This is a genomic window from Pantoea sp. B550 (genome assembly GCF_024158165.1).
In the GTDB taxonomy this organism is placed as follows: Bacteria; Pseudomonadota; Gammaproteobacteria; order Enterobacterales; family Enterobacteriaceae; genus Pantoea; species Pantoea alfalfae.
In genome coordinates, this window is sequence record NZ_JAMYXI010000003.1 from 3,875,301 (window position 1) to 3,898,486 (window position 23,186).

Below are 23,186 nucleotides of genomic sequence, written 5' to 3' on the forward strand. Positions count from 1 at the left end.
TGAGTACAGTCAGCGTGACAGGGTCACTGAACTACAAATCAGCAATGCGGCGGAGGTCCGCTTCGGCGCCGGGTGCCACAGCAAGCACCTGGGCCCCTTTAGTGATGCGGTCGCCTTCGGTATTGAACGGGTGGCACCAGCCGCCCGCCTCTTTCACCAGGCAGTAACCCGCCAGGCAATCCCAGGCGTGCATATAAGGTTCGTAGTAACCCACGACCCGACCAGCCGCGACCCAGGCCAGCATCAGCGCGCCGGAGCCGATGCGGATAAAGTTACCGCCCGCCGACAACAGCGCCGCCACAATCTCGCCCACCTGTTGCGGACTGACATAGCTGTTAGCACCAAAGCCGGTAACGTGGTTTTGCAGCGTGCGTGTGGCATCGACCTGCAGACGACGCCCGTTAAGCGTCGCGCCCTGCCCCAGTGCCGCTACGTAGCACTCCTCATAGGTGGGTGCGAAAATCACCCCGATGACCGGTACATCGCCACGCAGCACCGCCACGGAAACACACCAGCTCGGCATCCCATTGAGAAACGGGCTGGTGCCATCGATCGGATCCACCACCCAGGTATAGTGAGAGGTTCCCGCCTGCAGACCCGTCTCCTCGCCCAGGAAGCCATCATCGGGAAACGCATCCCGTATATGGCTGGCGATCAGCTGCTCCACTTCCCGGTCGGCAATCGACACCACATCCTGCAAATCGTACTTCGTCTCCACTACCAGCGTCTCGCGGCGATTAAACCAGGATAACGCGGTAGCGCCCCCTTCGCGGGCAACGGCTTCCGCTAACGCCAGTCGCGCCATTATTTCCTGCGATTCCATGCGAACTCCTCGGGTTAATCAGATTAACGGGCTATCAGGGCTAAACCCTGCGGCTTAAAGTTGACGCCAACCGTGGCGGCGAGCGGCAGACGCTGTTCCATCTGCGGGTCGATAATGAACAGCGCGCCAAGCTCGGTAGCGACTTCATATTCGATATGATCGCCCAGCCAGGTGCTGTGGATCACTTCACCCTGCAACGCACCCTGACCGTCGCCGGACAGCGTAATAAACTGTGGCCGCACCGCCAGCTGAGCAGTGCCGGGTTTAGCGCCGGCACCCCGCACCCGGAAGCGCTGATTACCCAGCCGCACCAGCGCGTCATCTGCATCCGTCTGTTCTACTTCACAGGGCAGAATATTGGCTTCACCCATAAAATCCGCGATAAAGACTGAATTGGGCGAATGGTAAAGCGTCTCCGGCGCGCCCTGCTGAGCAATATCTCCCTCTTTCATGACAATAATCTTATCGGAGACCGCCAGCGCCTCCTCCTGGTCATGGGTCACGTAGACGGCGGTAAACCCGAGCCGCTGCTGCAGATCGCGGATATCGGTGCGCACCCGACGGCGCAGACGCTCATCGAGGTTCGACAGCGGCTCATCAAGCAGCAGCACCTGCGGTTCCAGCACCAGCGCACGGGCCACCGCAATACGCTGCTGCTGTCCGCCGGACAGTTCGGATGGCAGCCGCTGTCCCTGACTCTCCAGCCCCACCAGCTTCAGCCCCTCGCGCGCCCTGTCCTGCGCCTCGCGTTTGTTCATGCCAGAAGAGAGCAGACCGTAAAGAATGTTGTCGATAGCGTTCATATGCGGAAACAGCGCGTAGGACTGAAACACCATCGCCACGTCGCGCTCATTAGCGGGCAGATGGGTCACCTCTTTGCCGCCAATCAGAATCCGCCCCGAGGTAGGATGCTCCAGCCCGGCCAGCAGCCGCAGCGTGGTCGTTTTACCGCAGCCGGATGGCCCGAGCAGCGTTACCAGCGTGCCCGGCTCTACGGTAAGCGACAGATCCGGCACTGCAGTAAAACCAGCAAATCGCTTCGCGACATGTTCAAACACCACCGATCCGGCGTTAATGGTCGTCATACGGCTCTCTCCTGAGTCAGAGTAGATGCAGAGGGTGAGGCAACAATTACCGCCGGTTGGGTTGCACGGCGCAGGCGACGTTCGCCCACCAGCAGCTGGAAAAGACCAATGATCAGCAGCATCACCACAATCAGTACCGAGGAGTAGGCAATCGCGACGCCATACTCGCCATTCTCCACCAGCCCGACAATATAAGAGGTCGCCATGTTGTACTGGGCGCTGACCAGAAAAATCACCGCACTGATCGAGGTAATGGCCCGCACAAAGGCGTAGACGAGCGCGGCGCTGATCGCAGGTTTGAGCAGCGGCAGTACCACTTTGCGCAGCGTGCGGAAACTGTTGGCGCCCAGCGTCAGTGAGGCTTCATCCAGGCTTTTATCCAGCTGGCTCATCGCCGCCATCCCGCCCCGCACGCCGACCGGCATATTACGGAAGACAAAGCAGGCGATCAGGATCATCGCGGTGCCGGTGATCTCCAGCGGCGGCAGGTTATAGGCCATCACATAGCTCACACCTATCACCGTGCCGGGAATGGCAAAACTCAGCATCAGCATGAATTCAAACGTCTGACGGCCGGCAAACTTCTGTCGCACGATCAGCCAGGCAGTCAGCAGCCCCACAATGGCGGTGAGCGGTGCGGCAATCAGGGCGATTTCCAGCGTGGTCCAGAAGGAATTCCAGGCGACGCCGCTCCAGACCAGCTGCCCCTGATTCACGCTGACACTGAAGGCGCGGATATAGTGATCCAGCGTCAGGTTATTATTCAGCCCCCAGGACTGCACAAAGCCGCCAATCATGATCATGCCGTAGATCACCAGGGTGAAGAGTCCCCACGGGATCACCATGCCATAGACGCTGTAGCGCACCGGACGCGGCAGCATCACATGACGGCCGCCGTCGCCTTTGCCGGTTACGGTGGCGAAGCTTTTGCCTGAGAGCCAGACGCGCTGCACCAGAAAAGCGGCAAGGGTAAAGCCCAGCAGGATCATCGCCAGCACCGCCGCGCGGCTTGGGTCGTTCTGAGCGCCGACCACGGAGAAGAAGATCTCTGTCGAGAGCACGCCGTGACTGCCGCCCAGCACCATCGGGTTGCCGAAATCGGCCATGCTTTCGATAAAGCTGATTAAGAACGCGTTGGCCAGACCTGGCGCCATCAGCGGCAACGAGATGCAGGAGAACGTGCGCCAGCGGCTGGCGCGCAGGGTCTGCGACGCCTCTTCCAGTGACGGACTGACCCCCTCAACTACGCCAATCAGCACCAGGAACGCAATGGGAGTAAACGACAGCACCTGGGCAATCCAGATGCCGGTCAGCCCATAGAGCCAGCGGCCCGGCTCGATACCGAACAGCGTCGCCAGCGATGCTGTCACCACGCCGGAGCGGCCAAACAGCAGGATCAGTGCCAGACCGATAACAAATGGCGGCGTGATAATGGGCAATATGGTCAGCATCCGCAGCGCTTTTTTATAGGGCAGCCCCGTACGCGTGGCCGCCAGCGCAAACGCCAGGCCCAGCAGCGTAGAACCACTGGCGGTCATCAGCGCCAGTCCCAGCGTGCGCCAGGCCGTGCCGCAGGAGCCGCCGGTGAAACAGCCGAGGCTCCAGATGGCGGGATCCTGCACATTGGCAATCAGCCCGTCCGGTTTAAAGCTGCCGTCACTATCCTGCACCGAGGCAACAAACAGGCTCAGCACCGGATAGAGCACAAAGGTCGTAACCAGCGCCACCAGCAGCACAATTGACGCCACCACAAAGGCATCGCCTTTCAGCACGCCGCGCTCCGCCAGGGCAAAGGCGAAGATAAGCAGAAAGACGGTCAGCAGCAGCAGTGCGCCCGCACCCATCGCCGGTTGCCCCTGCGCCAGCGGCCCGAAGAGGTTCTCCAGCCACAGCCAGTTCCAGCCACTAAACCCAATGGCATGCCCTTCCAGCACCAGAAACAGAATGCCCGCCACGCTGAACAGCAGCAGCAGCGTGCTGCGGAAGCGGCCTGGCGGCAGAAAGACGCTGGCCGCAGAGAGCAGCCATAGCGCGACGGCGATCCCCAGCCAGCTGCGTAACGCGAGCTGCCCCAGCGCCGGTGTGTTGTTCTCATCGGCCCACAGGCTAGACAGCCAGTCTCCCGTAAAAAAGCCCTGCTCCAGGCTATACCAGGGCAGCAGCATCAGCGCGATGGCCCCCGCCAGCAGCGTGCCGGTTAAGCGACGATTGTGCGCATTCATAAATCACCTCCATCAGGAAGCGGACATCAGGCTTACGCCACCGCGGTCTGGCACAGACCCGGCTCAGAAGGCCGGGCGCACACCACCGTTATTGCGCGCTGGCACCAATCTCTTTATCCCAGCGACCCAGCAACGCCTTGCGTTTTGCCGAGTCACCATAGGTTTTGAAGTCATAATCGATCAGTTTGATATTCTCGAAGCGCGGCGCGTATTGAGAGATCTCCGCCTTGCGGTTAGAAGGCAACTGGAACGACTTCGCCTCTTTCATGTGCGACTGAGCCTCAGCGCTGAGCGCCCAGTCGTACCAGCTTTTAGCATTAGCCAGATTGCGCGCGCCTTTAATGATCGACATTGAACCAATTTCATAGCCGGTGCCTTCGCAGGGCGCGACGGGCTTAATCGGGAAGCCATCCACCTCCATCGCCACGGCATCATGCATAAAGACAATGCCGACGGTGGTTTCACCGCGCGCGGCGGCCTTAACCGGTGCAGAGCCGGACTTGGTGTACTGAGAGATATTGGCATTGAGCTTCTTCAGGTAGTCAAAGGCCTTGTCTTCACCCATGATCTGCACCAGCGTCGCCAGAGTGTTATAGGCCGTGCCGGAGGAGTTAGGATTGGCGATCTGAATTTCCCCTTTAAAGCCAGGGTCAAGTAAATCCGCCCAGCAGGCCGGGACCTTCAGCTTTTTCACCGCCAGCAGTTTCGTGTTGTAGCCCCAGCCCAGCGCACCGGCATAGACGCCCACGGTGCGATACCCGGAGATCTCCGCGACTTTCTGTGACCACGGCTGCTGCTCATCGAGCAGAGGAGATTTGTAGGCCTGGGTTAAGCCCTCTTCGGCGGCCTGCATATGCGGGTCACCGGTGCCCGCCCACCAGATATCGGTACGGGGATTGCGCGCTTCACTGCGGATACGGGCATAAGCTTCACCGGCAGAGAGCCGCACCATGCTGAGTTTGATGTCGGGATGACTCTGGCTGAACAGCGTGGTCATCTGTTCACACACCACCACATCAGCAGAGCAGATCATATTAAGGCCCGCCGCCGAGGCAGCAAACGGCACCAGAGGGCAGATGATGACAACAGCGAGCAGAGAGGGATAACGCATGGTGTTCTCCTGGGGCTGGATGACGCATGTGCGCCAGCTTTTGCACATGTGTGCAAAGATGTAAGCAAAGTAGTACGGCGACCCGGCGACCCTGTCAATTGAGTTGCTATGCAATTGTCAGGGTCTGTCACAAATTTGAAACATCTGGCAGGCAGGCACCCTTTGCACACCCTTGCAATTTCAGGCAGACTCAGTACAGGCAAGAGAGGGGCGAGGAAAAAGATGCAGCAGCTTAAAGCAGTAGTGAGTGCGCAGGATGTCGCTGACCGGGCAGGCGTCTCCCGGTCAGCGGTCTCCCGCACCTTTACGCAAGGTGCCAGCGTGTCGGAGTCCACCCGTCAGCGGGTGATGAAAGCGGCTGAAGAGCTGGGCTATCACGTCAATCATCTGGCTCGCGGTCTCGTACGCAACCGCAGCGGCATTGTCTGCTTAATCGCCTCCGAAGTGGATACGCCCTACCGTGCCAGCCTGGTGCGCTGGATGACCCAGTATTTGCAGGAAGCGGGAAAAGTGGCGATGCTGATCAACACCGACCGCTCGGATGCGCGGGTTTCCGACGCACTGCAACAGGCGATTAATTTCCGTGCCGACGCCTCAATCATTCTTTCCGGTATGCCGGACAGCGGCATTACCCGGCTCTGCTACAAGCACGGTCAGCATCTGGTGCTGATTAATCGCGACGAATCCCTGCCCGGCACGCTCAATATTAATCCCGACTCCCGCCCTGCCGCCGAAATGGCGGTTAACGCCTTTGTCCGGGCAGGCTGCAATCGCATCGCCTTTGTCAATTCGCTGGCAGGCACGCCGAGTCTGCTGAAGCGCGAAGCCGATTTTCTGGTGGCGGCGCAAAAAGCGGGTATCACAGTTCAGGTGGAGCGATTCGGCACCACCTCCTATGAAAGCGGCCAGATTCTGGCCCAGCGTCTGCTGACGCGTAACATTCGCCCGGATGCGGTTTACTGTGCTACCGACCTGCTCGCCTGCGGTTTTATGGATGAGGCGCGTCACCGCTTTGCACTGCGTATTCCGGAGGATCTCTGCATCATGGGGCATGACAATATCCCGCAGTCGGGCTGGTCCTCGTATAACCTCACCACCTTTGCGCAGCCAGTGGAGCAGTTTGCCCGCGATGCGATTGCCTGGCTGGTGGAGAAAGAAGCGCAACCGGAAACGCTAACACCCAAAAATGAACAACAGCATGAGCGGAGAATATATCCGGTCGATGTGGTCTGGCGGGGTTCAGTACGGGGCGGTTAACTGCCCTTTGTTTATTTTCAGCCGGAACATTTCACCTGCTGAAATAATCCCCAGTCGGTTTTACGCTTCGCTTTACTTATTTCCTGCCCCCTTTGAAAATAATCGGACAGTGCCGCACACAATATCGATTTCCTGACTACGCTTTATCTGCATTATTAAGTTCTTCTGGTTTTATCTGCTCAATGAATCAGCAGTCAGATGTGACAAATATCACATTTGTGCCAGGCTTAATGTCTCAGATAACTCTGTTCAAGGAGCATACAATGGCTACACCAACTAACAAGACGCTCGATCTGGATCAATTTCCTAAGCCTCCGTTTGAGGACCAGCCACAACAGGCGCCAGGCCTGGCCAGCAAGATGATCCCGGTTCCCGACCACGGTGAAACCAGCTACCGCGGTACTGGCCGACTGACCGGCCGTAAGGCGCTGATTACCGGCGGTGACTCCGGAATTGGCCGCGCTGTAGCCATCGCTTATGCCCGTGAAGGCGCAGACGTGGTGATTAACTACCTGCCGGAAGAACAGCCCGATGCCGATGAAGTGATTAAATTAATCGAAGCGGAAGGCCGTAAAGTTTTCGCTATTCCCGGCGACATTCGTTCTGAAGAATTCTGTCAGCAGCTGGTGAAAGACGCCGCTGATAAATTAGGCGGTCTGGATATTCTGGTGAATAACGCCGGTCGTCAGCAATTTAATGAGTCCATTCGTACTCTGAGTACGGAAGATTTTGACGCAACGTTTAAAACCAACGTTTATGCGATGTTCTGGATCACCAAAGCGGCGCTGGAATATCTGCCACGCGGTGCGTCGATTATTAATACTTCATCAGTACAGGCCTTTAAACCCAGCGATATTCTGCTCGACTATGCGCAGACCAAAGCGTGTATCGTTGCCTTCACCAAATCGCTGGCTAAGCAGTTGGGTGGCGACGGTATTCGCGTCAACGCAGTCGCGCCAGGCCCATACTGGACGCCACTGCAATCCAGCGGCGGACAGCCGATGGAAAAAGTGAAGCAGTTTGGTGCCGATTCACCGATGGGCCGTCCCGGTCAGCCGGTTGAGATCGCCCCACTCTACGTTACCCTGGCCTCAACCGAAAGCAGCTACTCCTCCGGTCAGGTCTGGTGCTCTGATGGCGGCACCGGCACGCTGTAAATTGTCTCTGATGGCCGCATAACGCGGCCATTTTTTTGTCCCGTTTTTGCCCACAGAAGAATTCTCGTTACAGTGAAATAAGGAAGCAGACCATGCAAAACCCGATCATTCATTCGCCGGTCAGAGAAGATGGCTTTGCGGGTCTGGGTGATTATGCCGCCATTGGTGAAGGCCGCTCGGTGGCGCTGATCGCGCCGGATGGGGCTATTGACTGGTGGTGCGCGCCTAATCTCGATGCGAAACCGCTGTTTGATCGCCTGCTTGATGCCGGACTCGGTGGCTACTTTCAGATCGTGCCGCGCACGCCCTATCAGGTTTCGCGCCGCTACCGTGACAACAGCAATGTGCTGGAAACCCGTTTCGAAACGGACAGCGGCAGCGTACTGTTGACGGAATCAATCAACAGCACGCTGGCGGGCCGTCTGCCGTGGTGTGAACTGGCGCGTCGCATTGAGGGCGTCAGCGGGGAGGTGGAATTAGCGATCACCCTGCGTTTCGGCACTGCCGCTGAAACCCGTTCGCCCTGGGTGGCTGACAATGAGAAAGGCAAGGTATTTCACATCGCGGAGATCATGGCGATGTTTCGCACCAGCGAAGATATTCAGATAACCGAGCTGGATGATGAGCAGGTCTGCGCCACGCTGCGCACAACGGCCGGTTCCCGATCGCTCTGCGCGCTGCTGGTGACCGAAAAAGAGCCGCTGGCGGTGCCGCCACTGGAGGCTATCGATCAGCGGATCGAAACCAGTCACACCGGCTGGACCAGCTGGGTGGAGAGCCTGCGTTACGCTGGCAGCTATCCGGCACTGGTAAAGCGCTCTGCCCTGTCGCTGAAGTTTCTCTGGTACTCTCCGACCGGTGCGCTGGCCGCTGCCGCGACCACCTCCTTACCGGAAGGTATCGGCGGCGAGAAAAATTATGATTACCGCTACGCCTGGGTGCGCGACGCCTGCCTGATTATTAAAGCGTTCGTCTATATCGGGGCGCTGGAAGATTGTAAGGCGGCCTTTTCCTGGCTGTCGCAGACCATTATGCGTTACGGTGTCAGACTGCGGGCCTGCTATGCCCTGAATGGCGATGAGGTGCCCGCCGAGCGTTATCCGCCGCTGAGCGGCTATAAAAACTCTCAGCCGGTGCGGGTTGGCAACAACGCCCGCGACCAGCTGCAGCTCAGCATGTATGGCGACATGCTGGTCACCGCACAGCACTTTATTGAAGCGGGACACGTACTGGATATCACCACCTCGCGCATGCTGGGTGAGCTGGCAAACTGCTGCGCCGATCACTGGCGGCAGAAAGATTGCGGCATCTGGGAACTGCCGGAGCTGCAACATTACACCCACTCCAAGATGGCCTGCTGGATGGCGCTGGACCGGGCGGTCGCGCTGGCCGAAAGCCAGCATATCGAACCGACCTGGCTGGGACGCTGGCAGCGGGAACGTGACCGCATTCGCGACTGGATTGAGTCGCACTGCTGGTCGGAGCAACAGCAGGCTTATCTCTTTTACGCCGGCAGTGACGATCGCCTCGACGCATCGCTGGCGCTGGTTCACGGCTACGGCAACGCGGTTAATCCGCAGCGGATGCTTTCGACCTACCGCGCAATCCAGCAGGCGCTGGGCGACGGCAGCGCCATGCTCTATCGCTACAGCGGCGTCAGAGAGGAAGAGAGTACCTTTCTCGCCTGCGCCTTCTGGCTGGTAGAAGCATGGGCAGAGATGGGCGAGACCGGCCAGGCGGAACAGGCGATGCAGGAGATTCTTGATACGCTGAACGGCCACGGTAACGTCGATATCTTCAATGAGATGTATGATGTCCGCAGTCAGAGCTGGCGAGGCAATATGCCGCAGGGGCTGAGCCATCTGGCATTGATCTGTGCGGCGCAGGCGTTGTCGGAATCGCAGCCGTCAGCGTGATGCATCACTCATGTTACAGGGAGGTCAGGGAACCGGCGTCCTGTTGCAGCCGGAAGCGCGGGTCGAAGAAAAACGGTTCTGCCACCACTTTACTGATGATGCCCGCTGCCGCCGGATGACGGGGATTGAATAGCGCGTTCCATTCACCCGTCAGCGTGCTCGGCACCTTGAGCACCAGGCCGTTGTCCGGGCTGGCGAGCCAGTCATCACCAATTTGTCGGGTAGAAGATGGTGCAGGATCGGCCTGCCAGTCAGCGGGTAACGCCGCCAGCGAAAGCTCGGTGATCAGCGATTCCGGTACGTTAATCGCCAGCATTGTGTAGTCATGCGCCAGATCCTGAATGGTGAGGTGCACCAGCGCCTCCAGCACACAGAGCGCCCGGCTCGATCCCATATAGACACAGATCGTTCCCACAGAATTCCAGCGCCCGCCATAAGTACGGGCACCGAACCCATCAAAAGCGGTCATCACATACTCACGCTTCACCAGGCGAAAGAAAGGCACCGCCATCAGGTGATCACGCCATGCTCAAGCTGACCAATCAGGTTAATCACCGCTTCAGCACCCACCACCGTGGTGGTCATTTCGGCTGGTTTTTTACCGCCCAGCGCTTTGGCGGGCGTTTCCAGCCACTGCACCAGCCGCTCTCTGTCGTCTCGAAACAGGGTGCTGGCGGCAGAAAGGACGCGGATCAACATATAGATCCGTCCGCTCTGATCGGGCGAAAAGGTCTGCTGCGGATCTTTGACTTTACGGTTATAAGTGGTGCGATCGATGCCCGCCAGACGGCACAGCCAGCCCTCATCAAAGGTGGACAATGACGCGGTGCGTTTCAGCACGCCGCTGCTGAATCCTGTTGCGATACGCTGGTGTGCATCAGGCAGCGTTTCCGGCAGGTTCAGGGCGTGCAGGAGCGAACGGTTGTGCTGATGCTGAGCGGGTGTGTAGATGGCGATGGACATAGCAGCCCTCCTGTTCATTTGATTTTCATTTTAGCGCAAATGAACAGAGGGTGCCAGCCTGCTCGGGCTGAGCAGGCGTGAGGCGTATTATTCAGCCGTACCCTGCCGGAGCGCCTGCAGAATCTGCCACGCTACGCGGATGCGAAGCGGATTGGGGTAATTTTTGTTGGCAAGTAGCACGATGCCGCTGTTCTGCTCAGGAATAAAAGCGATATAGGCACCAAATCCATTAGTAGAGCCGGTTTTATGCACCCAGCTGGCGCTCTGCGACGGTCCGACCGGATTGATCAGGGTCGCCGGACGCGGTTTCAGCGCCACGCCATTATCGTTGTCTTTGAGCAGCGTCTCAGCATCGACGGGCCAGTCGTAGATCTCCCAGCCCAGCCCCTGGTAAAGACTCCCGACGTTAAAATAGCGCGACTGCGCGGTGCGGATGGCATTGCGCAATACGGCATTGCCCGCCGACAACCGGTTGGGATCGACGTTGGCCTGCATAAAGGTCAGCATGTCACGCGCGGTGGATTTGACGCCATAGGCCTCGGCATCCAGCATGCCGGGGGAAACCCGAACCGGCTGACCATTTTTATAGCCCCAGGCGTAGTTCAGCATCATCGACGGCGGCACGGTAATGTAAGTGCGCGTCAGGCGCAGCGGCTGAAACACATGTCGCTCCATCGCCTGCTCATAGTCGCCCTTCACCATCAGCGAGCCAAACAGACCGATACTGGCGTTAGAGTACTGACGCTGCAGACCGGGTGCTGCCTCTGGCTGCCAGTTCTGATAGAAGCGGAGCAGCGAAGCCTGATCGGTCACCTCATCGGGCAGCTGTAGAGGCAGGCCGCCCGCAGTATAGGTCGCCAGATGCAGCATCCGCACCGGACGCCACTGCTCACCCGTCAGCTGCGGCCAGACTTTCTGTACCGGATCGTTAAGACGGATTTCGCCGTTGCGGATCATGATTCCGGCCAGGGTGCCGGTAAAGGTTTTACTCACCGACCCCAGTTCAAACAGCGTGTTTTCCGTAACCCGGCGGCGTGACTCAAGATCGGCCACGCCGAGGTTCACAAACTGCGCCCGGCCCTTGTAAAGCACCGCCACCGACATACCGGGGATCGCCTGCTGCTCCATTAGCGGTTCGATCACGGCTTTAACCAGAGAAGTGACCTGCTGTGAGGAGAGATCGGCGGCAACACAGCTGGCAGAGAGAGAAAATAAAGCAAGGTAAAAAAAGGACTTTTTCATTGTTAACTAAGCGTTCTTCACTGAATCGAATTATTTACACTGGCTGGAACAGGCCTGTACGCACATCTGAGCCTTTGAGCTACAGGCACCGCTATCCCGGGTGTTGCAATGGGATTGCTCTACGTAGCAATTGGTCTGACAGGTGGAGAGATCGCAGCGGTCAGCGACGGGCGTCAACTGCACCAGCGGCGCGCGGGCCGGAAAAATCGGTGCAGGCTGAGCGAAGGCGCTGCTGCCCAGTAATCCGGACAGCAGCAGAGCGAGGATAATTTTCATAACATTTCTCCTGAGGTACGCAGCACTAAGTATGGCCAGTCTGGCGCGCGCCGTCAGAGAAATCTCATCAAATTGAGACCCCAGGAGGGTGTTGAGTGACATTCATCACGCCACGACTGTAGATATCATTGAGCCGGGCGATATAACGCTGGGTGTCATGCTGCTCTTTAATACGCAGAATGGCCGCGTCCCCTTTCTCCTGCAATATTTCAGGACGTTCAATGATGGCGAGCAGCGTCGATTTCAGCCCGTCCACCAGCGACCGGCGCAACTGCGATTTTTGCTCTGCCGAGGTGATGCTGTATTCGCGATCGGGGTTCAGCGGACTCGCAATGACCCAGCCCGCATTGGCAGGATTGATTTCCGGCAGCGCACGCACGTTGCTGGTGATGACCGGACAGCCGTTGGCCTGCATCTCCAGCACGGAGAAACCGTAAGTCTCCTGCCAGGTCGGTAATAAACCGGCATCGCTCTGACGGAACAGCTGCATCAGCGCACTGTTTTCCATCTGTGAATGATGCGTAATGCAGCGATAGCGCTTGATGCGGTTCTCAATGTCGCGACAAAAAGCATCATCATCCTGGAATTGACGGTGAGCAACATTACGACGTTTGGTGAGATCGCCAATCAGCTGCAGATCCAGCTGCGACTCGTCCAGCCGGTGCTCTTCAATCAGCTCACTGATTGCCAGCACCACTTCCGCCCCGCCTTTACGGTAGAACTCATTACCGGCAAAGATCAGCTTCAGAATACCGGGCTGACGCGGCGTTTTTTGCTGAACGAACAGCTTTTGCGGCGGATGCAGCACCAGGGTTTTACGGCGGATTTGCTGCGCAACATCCGGTTTGAACAGTTTCATCTGAATGTTCAGCGTAGCGTCTGAGATGGCAATCAGCCCCAGACAGTTATCTTTTAACAGATAAGGAATAAGCCGTTGCAGCTCAGGGTTATCCTGCTTGGCAACACCCGCTACCGGCAACACGCGCGGCAGCTCGGTTTCAAACGAGGCGACCCACTTCTGCTGAGTGATGGCGACTTCGTTGAACAGATGAAGGATGTCAGCCCGCGATGCCCCGGAAAAAGGCACAGGCTGAAAGACAAAGGTTTTATTCTTTTTAAGCAATCGGGTACGTAACGGATTAATAAAATAGAACAGATTGCTCTTTTTCAGATTTATATAGTCGTTATCCGGATTAACTAAGATATTACGTTGCTCCGGATACTGGTTATTCGTGATTCCAATTTTCATGATCGTCTTCCAGAGTCCTTTATGTCCAGAGTGATCTATATCACGCGATCGCGGCGGATACGTTTGAGCAATTTCCTAAAAGCCCTTTCTGCTGTGGCTTGCACAGTTTTGCTAATGATTGCGCCCGGTGATAAAACAGTCATAATTGTGTCTGTTTATGAATCTGCATTTTTTATTAACAGGTATGTTTAATTGTTTCAGCCCAACTGCCTGTTGAATAAGGCAAGGATTTCCCGGGCAATATCTGCGCCATTTATTATGTTTATGTTTAATTATTTGTTAGTAATGTTATCAAAGCGAGGTAGTTATTTAGTTTACAACTTTTAAAGTAATTTACGGCGCGGGATAACGGGATGTTGACTCTCACTGACTGATGAATGTCCCGGAAACCTGATAGCGACCATAAAACAAATGATGAAACAAAAGATGCAGCCTGATCACATCTGCACTCTTCTGGCTCCCTGATTTGCCACATTTAAGTGCATCACATCAGAAAGAGGTTGCCTGACGCACACCGCAACAATGAAAGTAAATCCATGCTTTACTTCAATTTTGTAGCAAACCCCAGCGTAGCCACCTCTCTGGTACAAAAGTTGCAGGAGTCTCTCCATGCAGACAGGAGAGCATTATGAAAGCAATCGTAATTGGTGGCGGTATTGGCGGAATGAGCAGCGCGATTGCGCTGGAGAAAGCCGGGATCGACGTTGAGGTGTTTGAGGCCGTTCAGGCGATGAAACCCGTTGGCGCGGCGATTTCTATCTGGCCCAATGGCGTTAAATGCCTGAATGCGCTGGGAATGAAAACCGCGCTACGTAAGCTGGGCGGCAATATGGCCTATATGGCCTATCACGACGGCGCAACCGGTGCGCCCCTGACCCGCTTCAGCATGGCTCCGCTGGTACAGCAGGTGGGCGAATATCCCTGTCCGGTGGCACGAGCAGAACTGCAGGCGATGCTGATTGATACCTTCGGACGAGAACGGGTGCAGTTTGGCAAGCGGGTGATCCAGGTCGAACAGACTGAAAATGGCGTCATCGCCACTTTCTCTGACAACAGTCAGGCGCACGGCGATTTTCTGATTGCCGCCGATGGCACCCATTCCGTCGTCCGTGACTATGTGCTGGAGCAGAAGCTGGAACGACGTTATGCCGGTTACGTTAACTGGAATGGCCTGGTCACCATAGACGAACATATTGCGCCCGCCGATCAGTGGACCACCTTTGTTGGTGACGGTAAGCGTGTTTCACTGATGCCGGTCAGCGGCAATCGATTCTACTTCTTCTTTGATGTGCCGCTACCGAAGGGACTGCCGCAGGATCGCAGCACGGTGAAAGCGGACCTGACCGGCTACTTCCAGGGCTGGGCGGAGCCGGTGCAGCAACTGATTGCGGCAATTCATCCCGACACCACTAACCGGGTTGAGATCCACGACATTGAACCGTTCAGCCGCTTTGTCAAAGGGCGTGTAGCGCTGCTTGGTGATGCGGCCCACAGCACCACGCCCGATATTGGTCAGGGTGGCTGTGCGGCGATGGAAGATGCCGTCGTGCTGGCCGCGACGCTGGCCTCTCATTCGCTGGGTATAGAAGATGCCCTGTTGCGCTATCAGGCGCGACGGGTTGAGCGGGTAAAAGATCTGGTGCTGAAGGCACGCAAACGCTGTGACGTGACCCATGCGCGCGACCCGGCGGTCACGGCGGAGTGGTATCAGTCATTGAAAAACGAAACCGGTGAGCGAGTGCTGGCCGGAATGTGCGAAACCATCGAAGGCGGCCCGCTGGGCTGACCAAAAAAACAGGGGCTGTCACCATGACAGCCCTTTTAATTATCAATCCGCCAGACCGCGATTCTTCAGCATGGGCTCAAGCTGAGGTGCTGCGCCCCGCCAGCTTTCATACAGCGTTTTAAGATCGCTGCTGTTACCTCGTGACAGAATCTTCTGCCGGAAGATGTCGCCGTTTTCACGGGTCAGTCCGCCATGCTCCGCAAACCATTGATAGCCATCGTCGGCGAGCATCTGCGTCCAGATATAGGCGTAATAACCTGCGGCGTAACCACCGCCCCAGATATGCTGGAAATAGCTGGAACGATAGCGCGGCGGCACCGCCGACAGCGCCATATTGTCGCTCTGCAACGCCTGCTGCTCGAACCCTTCTACGCTTTGCGGTGCGGCATCACGGTTAAGGCTGTGCCAGTGCAGATCCAGCAGCGCGGCAGCCAGCAGTTCGCTCATCTCATAGCCTTTATTGAACGTCGCGGCCCGGACGATCTTTTCATGTAGCTCAGCAGGCATCAGCTCATGAGTCTGATAGTGACGGGCATAGTTTCGGAACACCGCTGGCTCGCTGGCCCAGTGCTCATTGATCTGCGAAGGAAACTCAACGAAATCGCGCGGGGTTTCCGTTCCCGACAGGCTCGGATAGCGCTGGCTGGCAAACAGACCGTGCAGCGTGTGACCGAACTCATGAAACATCGTGATAACGTCGTCCCAGCTCAGCAGCGCCGGTTCCCCGGCTGGCGGCTTGGTGTAGTTACAGACGTTGTAGATCACCGGTTTGCTGTCGAGCAGCGTAGACTGGTTGACGAAGTTGCTCATCCAGGCGCCGCCGCCTTTGCTGTCGCGCTTAAAGAAGTCGGTGTAAAACAGCGCCAGGGGGGTCTCATCGGCGTCAAAAATCTCGTAGACCTGGACGTCGGGATGGTAAACGGGCAGATCCTGTCGCGGCGTGAAACGGATGCCATAGAGTTGCGTCGCCGCCCAGAACACGCCATTCTGCAGCACTGAATTCAGTTCAAAGTAGGGCTTAATCTGGCTCTCATCCAGATCGTAACGGGCACGCCGCACCTGTTCGGCATAAAAACGCCAGTCCCAGGCCTGCAGGGTAAAGTCGCCCTGCTGCTGGTCGATGGTCTGCTGGATAGCCGCCGCTTCACGCTCCGCACGACCGCGCGCGGCAGGCACGATGTTATGCATAAACGCCAGCGCCGCCTTAGGCGTTTTGGCCATCTGATCCTGTAACTTCCACTCGGCATAGCTGGCAAATCCCAGCAGCCGCGCCTGCTCCGCCCTGACCTGCGCCAGACGTAATACCAGCTCGCGGGTGTCGTTCTCATCGCCTTTTTCAGTGCGCGTCACGCCCGCCTTAAACAGCGCTTCACGGGTTGCGCGATCGGCCAGGCTCTGAAGTGCGGGTTGCTGGGTGGTGTTCTGCAACACCAGCAGCCAGCGCTTTTCCAGTCCGCGTGCCTGCGCTTCCGCCTGCGCCACCGCCAGATCGGCCGGTGAGAGTCCCTCCAGCTTCTGCAGATCATCGACGACCAGCCCACCCGCTTTAGTGGCGGCCAGCAGTCTGTTGGTGAAGCGGGTGCTGAGGCGGGCCGCCTCCTGATTCAGTGCCTTAAGCTGCTGTTTCTGCGCTTCCGGCAGATTGGCCCCCGCCAGCTGGAAACGCTGCCAGATCACCTCGACCAGCCGTTTTGATTCAGCATCCAGTTTAGCGCGCTGCAGATAGACCGCATCGAGCCGCGAAAACAGCGGGCGGTTCAGCATGATGTCATCGTTGAGCGCGGTAAGCTGAGGCGCAATCTCCTCATCCACCTGCTGAAGATACGGACTGGTATGCGCCGAGGTCATGGCACTGAACACCAGATTCACCCGGTTGAGCAGTTGTCCGCTCCTCTCCAGCGCCTCATAAGTGTTGAAAAAGCTGGGCGCGTCGCTGTTCAGTGCGATCGCCTCGATCTCCTGACGCTTCTCCTCAATGCCCGCCTGCAGCGCGGGCAGAAAATCCTGCTCCTCAATCTGGTCAAAGGGAGGCGCCTGATAAGGCAGTGTGCTGACGCTAAAGAAGGGATTCTGACGGGCGTTCATGGTTCGCTCCTGGTGGGCATCGCAAAGTCTTATCCTGACAGGTTGCCGCGAAAGCGCAACTCAGGCGATTTGCTGCTGATACACGCTGATGATTTCCCCGGCAATCGCCACCGCAATCTCGGCGGGCAGCTTGCCTTTGACGTCCGGCAGGCCAATCGGACAGCGCAGGCGCGCCAGCGGCTCGCTTGCCACACCCTTGCCTGCCAGCCTGTAGCGGAAACGCTGGTTTTTCGTTTCAGAACCGATCACCCCGGCATAGCGGAAATCGCCGCGCTTCAGCACCGCCTCGCACAAATCGAAGTCGAGGGGATGATGATGGGTCATGATGATGAAGTAGCTGCCCGCAGGCGCCTGGGTCACACAGTCGAGCGGATCGTCCGGCTGCAGTGTCATCACGCCAGCGGGAACGTGGCTGAACTGCGCCGGACGGCTATCGATCCAGTTTACGTGACAGGGTAACGTCGCCAGCAGATTCACCAGCGCCTGTCCGACATGGCCCGCGCCAAACAGGTAAATTTCCGGCTGCGCCTGAAGCAGCGGCTCAAACAGCAGTGTGGTTTTGCCGCCACAGCACTGTCCGAGCCGCGCGCCGAGGCTGAAATCCTCGATGTGGGGCGCAGTTGCCCCGCTCTGCAGCATCGCCCTGGCCTGAGCGATGCACGCAAACTCCAGATGACCGCCACCGATAGTGAGAAAACTCTCCTGCTGCGTGACGACCATTTTGCTGCCGCTGTCACGCGGCACCGAACCGTGCTCACTGAGCACGGTGATCAATACGCAGCTCTGGCGTTTTTCACGCAGCTGATGCAGCACGCCGATCCAGTCATGATAGATCATCAACAACTCCCGTCAGGCGCTGCACGCCCCAGAAGATCCGCTCCGGTGTCGCAGGCGCATCCAGCCCAGGGTGCTGCTGGTAACCGGCGACGCTGGCGACCGCATCCTGCAGCGCACACCAGGCGGCTATCCCTAACATAAACGGCGGTTCGCCTACGGCCTTGGAGTGAAACACTGTGTCTTTCGGGTTTTTGCGGTTCTCCACCAGCGTGACCCGCAGGTCCGCCGGAACGTCGCTGATGGCAGGAATTTTGTAGCTTGCCGGACCATCGGTCAGCAGCTGGCCTTTGTCACTCCATACCAGCTCTTCGCAGGTGAGCCAGCCGACGCCCTGCACAAAGCCCCCTTCGACCTGCCCGATGTCGATGGCAGGGTTCAGCGAGGCCCCGACGTCATGGAGAATATCGGCGCGCAGCAGGCGGGATTCACCGGTTAAAGTATCGATCACCACCTCGCAGCAGGCAGCCCCGAAGGCGTAGTAGTAGAACGGCGTGCCACGCCCGGCCAGCCGGTCGTAATGAATCCCCGGCACGCGATAATAGCCGGTGGCAGAGAGTGGCACCTGATTGAGCCACGCCAGCTTCGCTACCTCGGCAAAGGTATAATGCTTTTCGCCAGCGCGCACTACGCCATTACGAAAGCTCACCGCCGCCGCATCGCACTGATGCAGTTCGCAGAGCATGGCGGTCATGCGGTCGCGCAGGATTTCCGCAGCGTTTTGCGCTGCTTTACCGTTAAGGTCAGCGCCGCTGGAGGCCGCCGTCGGCGAAGTGTTGGGCACTTTGCCGGTGTCGGTGGGGGTAATCTGGATTTTATCGGTTTCAATCTGCAGCACTTCGGCAACAATCTGAATCACCTTGGTGTTCAGTCCCTGGCCCATTTCGGTGCCACCGTGGTTAAGCTGCACCGTGCCGTCGGTATAGATCAGAATCAGCGCGCCCGCCTGATTGAGGAAGCTGGAGGTAAAGGAGATGCCGAATTTTACCGGCGTCAGCGCCAGGCCGCGTTTCAGCAGCGGACTGCGGGCGTTAAACGCTGTGATTTCCGCGCGCCGTGCCTGATAGTCGCTGCTCAACTCCAGCTGTTCAGTGATCTCATCCAGCAGATTATCCTCTACCTGCTGGTGGTAATGGGTGATGTTACGCTCCTGCTTGCCGTAATAGTTACGCTTGCGCAGCGCCAGTGGGTCCAGTCCACGGTCGCGGGCGATATGATCCATGATCTGTTCAATCGCCACCATGCCCTGCGGTCCGCCAAAACCGCGATAGGCGGTATTCGAGGCCATATTGGTGCGGCAGCGATAGCCGGTTATTAGCGCATCGCCGAGGTAATAAGCGTTATCGGCGTGGAACATGGCACGATCGACGATTGATCCGCTAAGATCCAGCGAATAACCGCAGTTGCCGGCAAGATCGATTCTGATGCCGCACAGACGCCCGTCCTCTTCAACGCCCGCGTCGTAGCGTACAAAGAACGGATGGCGTTTGCCGGTGACGCGCATATCGTCGCGGCGTGAGAGCCGCATCTTTGCCGCCCGGCCGGTCTGACGCGCCACGATCGCGCAGAGGCAGGCAACCCCGGCCGCCTGTGTCTCTTTACCGCCAAAGCCGCCGCCCATCCGGCGCATATCGATGGTCACCTGATTCAGGCTGATGCCCATCACTTCCGCCACCAGCTTCTGCACTTCGGTGGGATTCTGGGTTGAGGAGAAGACCTGCAACTGCTGATCTTCGCCAGGAATGACCATTGCCGTCTGGGTTTCCAGATAGAAATGCTCCTGGCCGCCGATATGGAACGATCCGCTGACCCGATGCGGCGCGCGTGCCAGTGCCGCGTCTGCATCCCCGCGCTGGTGAATGTGCGGTTCCTGCACAAAGCTGCCCTGCGCCAGCGCCTGCTCCACATCCAGCAACGGTTCCAGCACGTCATACTCAATCACTGCCGCGGCCGCGCCAAGACACGCAGCGTCAGGGGATTCCGCCGCCACCGCAATCACGATCTGCCCCAGGTACTCTACTTTGTCATGTGCCAGCAGCGGATCGCCCGGCTCCAGCGGCCCGACATCATTGATGCCCGGCACATCCTGCCAGGTTAATACGCTCACCACGCCGGGCACGGCATAACAGGGCTGCACATCTATGCGCAGGATGCGCGCATGAGCATGCTCACTCAGGCGCGGACAGAGGTGCAGCAGACCAGGCAATTCCGGCTTGTCGTCGATAAAACGCGCCTCGCCGGAGACATGTTTTTCCGCGCTCTCATGACGATGACTGCGACCCACGCCGCTCTGTAAATCCGCGGCATACTGCGCCTTGATCACCTCTTCGTTGAGTTCAGGACGGTTATGAGACATAGCGGGAGACCTCGAGGCAGGTGATTTCGCCGTTGTGGCGATGCCAGTAGCGGCGGAGCAGATTGCGTGCCACCTGAAGGCGGTAGTTACTGCTGGCACGGAAATCAGAAAGCGGCTGGAAATCTTCTGCCAGCGCGGCGGCTGCTCGTGACACTGTCACGGAACTCAGCAGCTGACCGACCAGCGCCTGTTCACACTGCCGGGCGCGTTGCGGTGTGGCCGCCATGCCGCCAAAGGCGATACGGGCGGAACTTACCACGCCCTGTTCCATCTGCAGATTAAAGGCAGCGAACACGGCGGAGATATCATCATCCAGCCGTTTAGAGACTTTCCAGGCAACAAAATCTGGTGACACCGTCACTTTATCGATGCGAATAGCGCGGATAAACTCCCCTTTTTCCAGCTGCGTCTGGCGATAGCCGGTAAAGAAGTGATCCAGCGGCAGGCTCCGCTGCTGCTCACCGCGCTGCAGCAGCAAGCTGGCATTGAGGGCCAGCAGCACCGGCGACGCGTCCCCTATGGGTGATGCATTACCGATGTTACCGCCGAGTGTCCCCTGCAAACGGATTTGCAGTGAAGCAAAGCGTTGCAGCATCTCGCTGACGCCGGGAATGCGGCTGGCAAGAAACTCGCTAACCTGCTGTAGCGATGCGCCCGCACCCAGCAGATAGTGATCGTCAAATTCGCTGCAGACTTTCAGCGCGGCAACCTGCTCAAGTGCAATCAGTAGCGGTATTTTTTTATGCTGCTGGGTGATCTGCAGGCTGAGATCGGTGCCACCCGCAATCAGCTTCGCATCGGGATGTGCCTGATAGATTGCGGCCAGCTGGGATGGAGTTTTTGGCAGAAAGCAGCGATGACCCTCAACGCCTATCTCCTGCATCTCCGGAGTGGCCAGCGCCGCCAGCCGCTGTACGGTGCTGGCGGCACTGTGATCGAACTGGTCATTGACCGGCTGCGAGCAGAGCTGTTCGGCCGCAGCCATGATTGGCCGGTAGCCGGTGCAGCGACAGAGATTGCCCGCCAGCGCAGTTTCCGCCTGATGCCGATCCCAGCCCGCTGACTTTTTTTGCAGGCTGAAGAGCGACATTACAAAGCCTGGCGTGCAGAATCCGCATTGTGAGCCGTGGCAGTCGACCATTGCCTGCTGCGCCGGATGCAGTGCGCGACCGTGGCGCAGATCCTCAACCGTGATCAGCTGTTTGCCCTGTAACGCGGAGACCAGCGTCAGGCAGCTATTGATCGTTTCATACTGCATCTCACCGCCGACAGCTTTACCCAGCGTGACGCTGCAGGCACCGCAGTCGCCGGAGGCGCAGCCCTCTTTAGTGCCAGGCCGATGCTGACAAGTGCGCAGGTAGTTGAGCACCGTGAGATTCGGGTCGAGCGCGTCTTCGCTGACCAGCTGGTTATTTAACAGAAACTGGATCATGCGGCTTGCTCCTGTGCATCGCGCTGCCAGACCGGACGACCACCGACCCAGGTCTGGGCAATGTTGCGGTCGTCGCCCAGCGTCATTAATACAAACAGTTTTTCCCAGATGTCTTTGCTGTTGCCGATGCGGAGTTGCTGAAGCGCAGAGACCGCCGGATCGAGCACCACAAAGTCCGCCTCTTTACCGACGCTGAAGTTCCCGATTGCATGGTCGAGATCCAGCGCGTGCGCCCCGCCCAGCGTGGCGTGATAAAAGGCTTCGGCGGCGCTGAGCCGGTAGTGCTGCAGCTGGCCTACCTTGTAGGCTTCGCCCAGGGTCTGCAGCATACTAAAGGTGGTGCCTGCGCCGACATCGGTGCCAATGCCTGTTTTCACGCCCTGCTGCCAGCTGCGTTTAATGTTAAACAGGCCGCTGCCGAGGAACAGGTTTGAGGTAGGACAGAAGGCAATGGAGGAATCGGTATCGTGCAGACACTGCCATTCCTGCTCTTCCAGATGCAGGCAGTGCGCAAAGACGCTGCGGCGACCCGTCAGCTGGTAATGATGATAAACATCCAGATAACCCTCGCGCTCCGGGAACAGTTCTTTTACCCAGGCAACCTCCTGCGGGTTTTCGCTGAGATGAGTGTGCAGCCAGGTATCCGGAAACGCCTGACGCAGCTGCTGCACTTTCTCCAGCAACTGCGGGGATGAGGTCGGCGCAAAGCGCGGTGTCAGTGCATAATTCAGCCGTCCACGCTTGTGCCAGCGCTCAATCAGCGCTCGCGTCTGCTGGTAGCTCTGTTCCGGGGTTTCGATGAGATTGTCGGGTGCATTGCGATCCATCATCACTTTGCCGGCAATCAGCCGCATGTTCAGGGCTTCGGCCGCGCTGAACAGCGCATCGACGGATTGCGGATGCACGGTGCCAAACACCAGCGCGCTGGTGGTGCCGTTGGAGAGCAGCTGATGCAGGAAAAAGGCGGACATCTTTGCGGCGTGATCCGGGCAGTGATACTGCGCTTCAACCGGGAAAGTGTAGTGATTCAGCCACTCCAGCAGCTGTTCGCCAAAGGCACCAATCATCTCCGTCTGTGGATAGTGAATGTGGGTATCGACAAAGCCAGGCACAATCAGTTTGCCGCGCATATCGGTAACAGGCTGACCCGCCAGCCTCGCCTCGCTGTTCTCCCAGCTATCCAGCCCAACCACGTGTCCGTCACGCAGCAGCAGCAGGCCATCCTCCAGATAGCGAGCCTTTCCGGTCAGGTCGTCGGGATGATCCACCACGCCTGTGAAGTCAAAAAAGCTGGCGCGTATCGCCGTATCGGTTGCTGATAGCATGGTATGTCCTTTCTGAAAGCGCGATTGATTATCTGCAGATGAATCTCTGTAAAAATCTTGCAACCTG

The 23,186-nt window shown here is 58.0% G+C and carries 18 protein-coding genes; 4 read left to right on the forward strand and 14 right to left on the reverse strand.

The genetic code is table 11. From position 1 onward, the window contains the following. Positions 1-31 precede the first annotated feature (31 nt). The 4 genes from NIM72_RS21220 to NIM72_RS21235 all read right to left on the reverse strand — a co-directional run bounded on the left by NIM72_RS21220 (position 32) and on the right by NIM72_RS21235 (position 5,241). Positions 32-823 (reverse strand): inositol monophosphatase family protein, encoded by a 792-nt coding sequence (locus tag NIM72_RS21220; RefSeq protein ID WP_161734785.1) that lies wholly within the window; start codon positions 821-823, stop codon positions 32-34. 23 nt (positions 824-846) lie between these two features. Continuing rightward, the gene (locus tag NIM72_RS21225; RefSeq protein ID WP_253421929.1) at positions 847-1,908 is read right to left on the reverse strand and encodes an ABC transporter ATP-binding protein; all 1,062 of its coding nucleotides are present in this window, start codon (positions 1,906-1,908) and stop codon (positions 847-849) included. Next, positions 1,905-4,130: an iron ABC transporter permease gene (locus NIM72_RS21230; RefSeq protein WP_253421932.1), complete on the reverse strand. Its 2,226-nt coding sequence runs from the start codon at positions 4,128-4,130 to the stop codon at positions 1,905-1,907. Before NIM72_RS21230 ends, NIM72_RS21225 begins: the two co-directional genes overlap by 4 nt. Positions 4,131-4,218: 88 nt before the next feature. Further along, positions 4,219-5,241 carry an ABC transporter substrate-binding protein gene (locus NIM72_RS21235; protein WP_253421933.1) on the reverse strand — a complete coding sequence of 341 codons (1,023 nt, stop codon included), beginning with the start codon at positions 5,239-5,241 and terminating at the stop codon, positions 4,219-4,221. A gap of 222 nt (positions 5,242-5,463) precedes the next feature. Here NIM72_RS21235 and NIM72_RS21240 point away from each other — a divergent pair, with 222 nt between their 5' ends. The 3 genes from NIM72_RS21240 (at position 5,464) to NIM72_RS21250 (ending at position 9,571) form a co-directional block, all read left to right on the forward strand. Beyond that, a complete protein-coding gene (locus NIM72_RS21240; RefSeq protein WP_253421936.1) occupies positions 5,464-6,498 on the forward strand; it encodes a LacI family DNA-binding transcriptional regulator in 1,035 nt (344 codons plus the stop codon). Between the two features lie 263 nt (positions 6,499-6,761). After that, positions 6,762-7,655 (forward strand): SDR family oxidoreductase, encoded by an 894-nt coding sequence (locus NIM72_RS21245; RefSeq protein WP_161734799.1) that lies wholly within the window; start codon positions 6,762-6,764, stop codon positions 7,653-7,655. A 92-nt stretch (positions 7,656-7,747) separates the two neighbouring features. Continuing rightward, positions 7,748-9,571 (forward strand): glycoside hydrolase family 15 protein, encoded by a 1,824-nt coding sequence (locus NIM72_RS21250; RefSeq protein WP_253421938.1) that lies wholly within the window; start codon positions 7,748-7,750, stop codon positions 9,569-9,571. Positions 9,572-9,584: 13 nt separating this feature from the next. Here NIM72_RS21250 and NIM72_RS21255 read toward each other — a convergent pair whose 3' ends face one another. From NIM72_RS21255 to NIM72_RS21275, 5 genes are all read right to left on the reverse strand, one after another. Next, positions 9,585-10,082, reverse strand: coding sequence for an RES family NAD+ phosphorylase (locus tag NIM72_RS21255; RefSeq protein WP_253421940.1), 498 nt, complete (start codon positions 10,080-10,082; stop codon positions 9,585-9,587). Further along, complete coding sequence (locus NIM72_RS21260; RefSeq protein WP_161734809.1) at positions 10,082-10,534, reverse strand: antitoxin Xre/MbcA/ParS toxin-binding domain-containing protein; 453 nt, start codon at positions 10,532-10,534, stop codon at positions 10,082-10,084. Before NIM72_RS21260 ends, NIM72_RS21255 begins: the two co-directional genes overlap by 1 nt. 87 nt (positions 10,535-10,621) lie before the next feature. Then, on the reverse strand, positions 10,622-11,776 hold the full coding sequence (gene ampC, locus NIM72_RS21265) for a class C beta-lactamase (protein WP_222924020.1): 1,155 nt from the start codon (positions 11,774-11,776) through the stop codon (positions 10,622-10,624). Between the two features lie 30 nt (positions 11,777-11,806). After that, a complete protein-coding gene (locus NIM72_RS21270) occupies positions 11,807-12,052 on the reverse strand; it encodes a hypothetical protein (protein WP_161734815.1) in 246 nt (81 codons plus the stop codon). A 67-nt stretch (positions 12,053-12,119) separates the two neighbouring features. Beyond that, entirely contained in the window at positions 12,120-13,301 is a 1,182-nt protein-coding gene (locus NIM72_RS21275; protein WP_222924019.1) for a glycosyltransferase family 4 protein, read from the reverse strand. Positions 13,302-13,929: 628 nt separating this feature from the next. Between NIM72_RS21275 and hpxO the strand changes: the two genes are divergently transcribed. Next, entirely contained in the window at positions 13,930-15,087 is a 1,158-nt protein-coding gene (gene hpxO, locus NIM72_RS21280) for an FAD-dependent urate hydroxylase HpxO (RefSeq protein ID WP_253421951.1), read from the forward strand. Between the two features lie 42 nt (positions 15,088-15,129). Here the strand turns inward: hpxO and dcp are convergent, their stop codons facing one another. The 5 genes from dcp to guaD are packed head-to-tail and all read right to left on the reverse strand — an operon-like array spanning position 15,130 to position 23,119. Further along, positions 15,130-17,172 (reverse strand): peptidyl-dipeptidase Dcp, encoded by a 2,043-nt coding sequence (gene dcp / locus NIM72_RS21285; protein WP_253421952.1) that lies wholly within the window; start codon positions 17,170-17,172, stop codon positions 15,130-15,132. A 60-nt stretch (positions 17,173-17,232) separates the two neighbouring features. Then, positions 17,233-18,009, reverse strand: coding sequence for a xanthine dehydrogenase accessory protein XdhC (gene xdhC, locus NIM72_RS21290; protein ID WP_253421955.1), 777 nt, complete (start codon positions 18,007-18,009; stop codon positions 17,233-17,235). Continuing rightward, entirely contained in the window at positions 17,996-20,362 is a 2,367-nt protein-coding gene (xdhB, locus tag NIM72_RS21295; protein WP_253421958.1) for a xanthine dehydrogenase molybdopterin binding subunit, read from the reverse strand. The genes xdhC and xdhB overlap by 14 nt, the downstream gene beginning before the upstream one ends. Continuing rightward, the gene (xdhA, locus tag NIM72_RS21300) at positions 20,352-21,794 is read right to left on the reverse strand and encodes a xanthine dehydrogenase small subunit (protein ID WP_253421961.1); all 1,443 of its coding nucleotides are present in this window, start codon (positions 21,792-21,794) and stop codon (positions 20,352-20,354) included. The genes xdhB and xdhA overlap by 11 nt, the downstream gene beginning before the upstream one ends. Next, entirely contained in the window at positions 21,791-23,119 is a 1,329-nt protein-coding gene (gene guaD / locus NIM72_RS21305) for a guanine deaminase (protein ID WP_253421963.1), read from the reverse strand. The genes xdhA and guaD overlap by 4 nt, the downstream gene beginning before the upstream one ends. Positions 23,120-23,186: the final 67 nt, after the last annotated feature.

Coding starts and splice junctions, on each gene's coding strand:
- NIM72_RS21250 (WP_253421938.1), top strand. CDS start 7,748: ATGCAAAACCCGATCATTCATTCGCCGGTCAGAGAAGATGGCTTTGCG.
- xdhB (WP_253421958.1), bottom strand. CDS start 20,362: ATGTCTCATAACCGTCCTGAACTCAACGAAGAGGTGATCAAGGCGCAG.
- NIM72_RS21230 (WP_253421932.1), bottom strand. CDS start 4,130: ATGAATGCGCACAATCGTCGCTTAACCGGCACGCTGCTGGCGGGGGCC.
- guaD (WP_253421963.1), bottom strand. CDS start 23,119: ATGCTATCAGCAACCGATACGGCGATACGCGCCAGCTTTTTTGACTTC.
- NIM72_RS21220 (WP_161734785.1), bottom strand. CDS start 823: ATGGAATCGCAGGAAATAATGGCGCGACTGGCGTTAGCGGAAGCCGTT.
- NIM72_RS21235 (WP_253421933.1), bottom strand. CDS start 5,241: ATGCGTTATCCCTCTCTGCTCGCTGTTGTCATCATCTGCCCTCTGGTG.
- xdhC (WP_253421955.1), bottom strand. CDS start 18,009: ATGATCTATCATGACTGGATCGGCGTGCTGCATCAGCTGCGTGAAAAA.
- NIM72_RS21225 (WP_253421929.1), bottom strand. CDS start 1,908: ATGACGACCATTAACGCCGGATCGGTGGTGTTTGAACATGTCGCGAAG.
- hpxO (WP_253421951.1), top strand. CDS start 13,930: ATGAAAGCAATCGTAATTGGTGGCGGTATTGGCGGAATGAGCAGCGCG.
- NIM72_RS21260 (WP_161734809.1), bottom strand. CDS start 10,534: ATGTCCATCGCCATCTACACACCCGCTCAGCATCAGCACAACCGTTCG.
- NIM72_RS21245 (WP_161734799.1), top strand. CDS start 6,762: ATGGCTACACCAACTAACAAGACGCTCGATCTGGATCAATTTCCTAAG.
- NIM72_RS21275 (WP_222924019.1), bottom strand. CDS start 13,301: ATGAAAATTGGAATCACGAATAACCAGTATCCGGAGCAACGTAATATC.
- NIM72_RS21255 (WP_253421940.1), bottom strand. CDS start 10,082: ATGGCGGTGCCTTTCTTTCGCCTGGTGAAGCGTGAGTATGTGATGACC.
- ampC (WP_222924020.1), bottom strand. CDS start 11,776: ATGAAAAAGTCCTTTTTTTACCTTGCTTTATTTTCTCTCTCTGCCAGC.
- dcp (WP_253421952.1), bottom strand. CDS start 17,172: ATGAACGCCCGTCAGAATCCCTTCTTTAGCGTCAGCACACTGCCTTAT.
- NIM72_RS21270 (WP_161734815.1), bottom strand. CDS start 12,052: ATGAAAATTATCCTCGCTCTGCTGCTGTCCGGATTACTGGGCAGCAGC.
- NIM72_RS21240 (WP_253421936.1), top strand. CDS start 5,464: ATGCAGCAGCTTAAAGCAGTAGTGAGTGCGCAGGATGTCGCTGACCGG.
- xdhA (WP_253421961.1), bottom strand. CDS start 21,794: ATGATCCAGTTTCTGTTAAATAACCAGCTGGTCAGCGAAGACGCGCTC.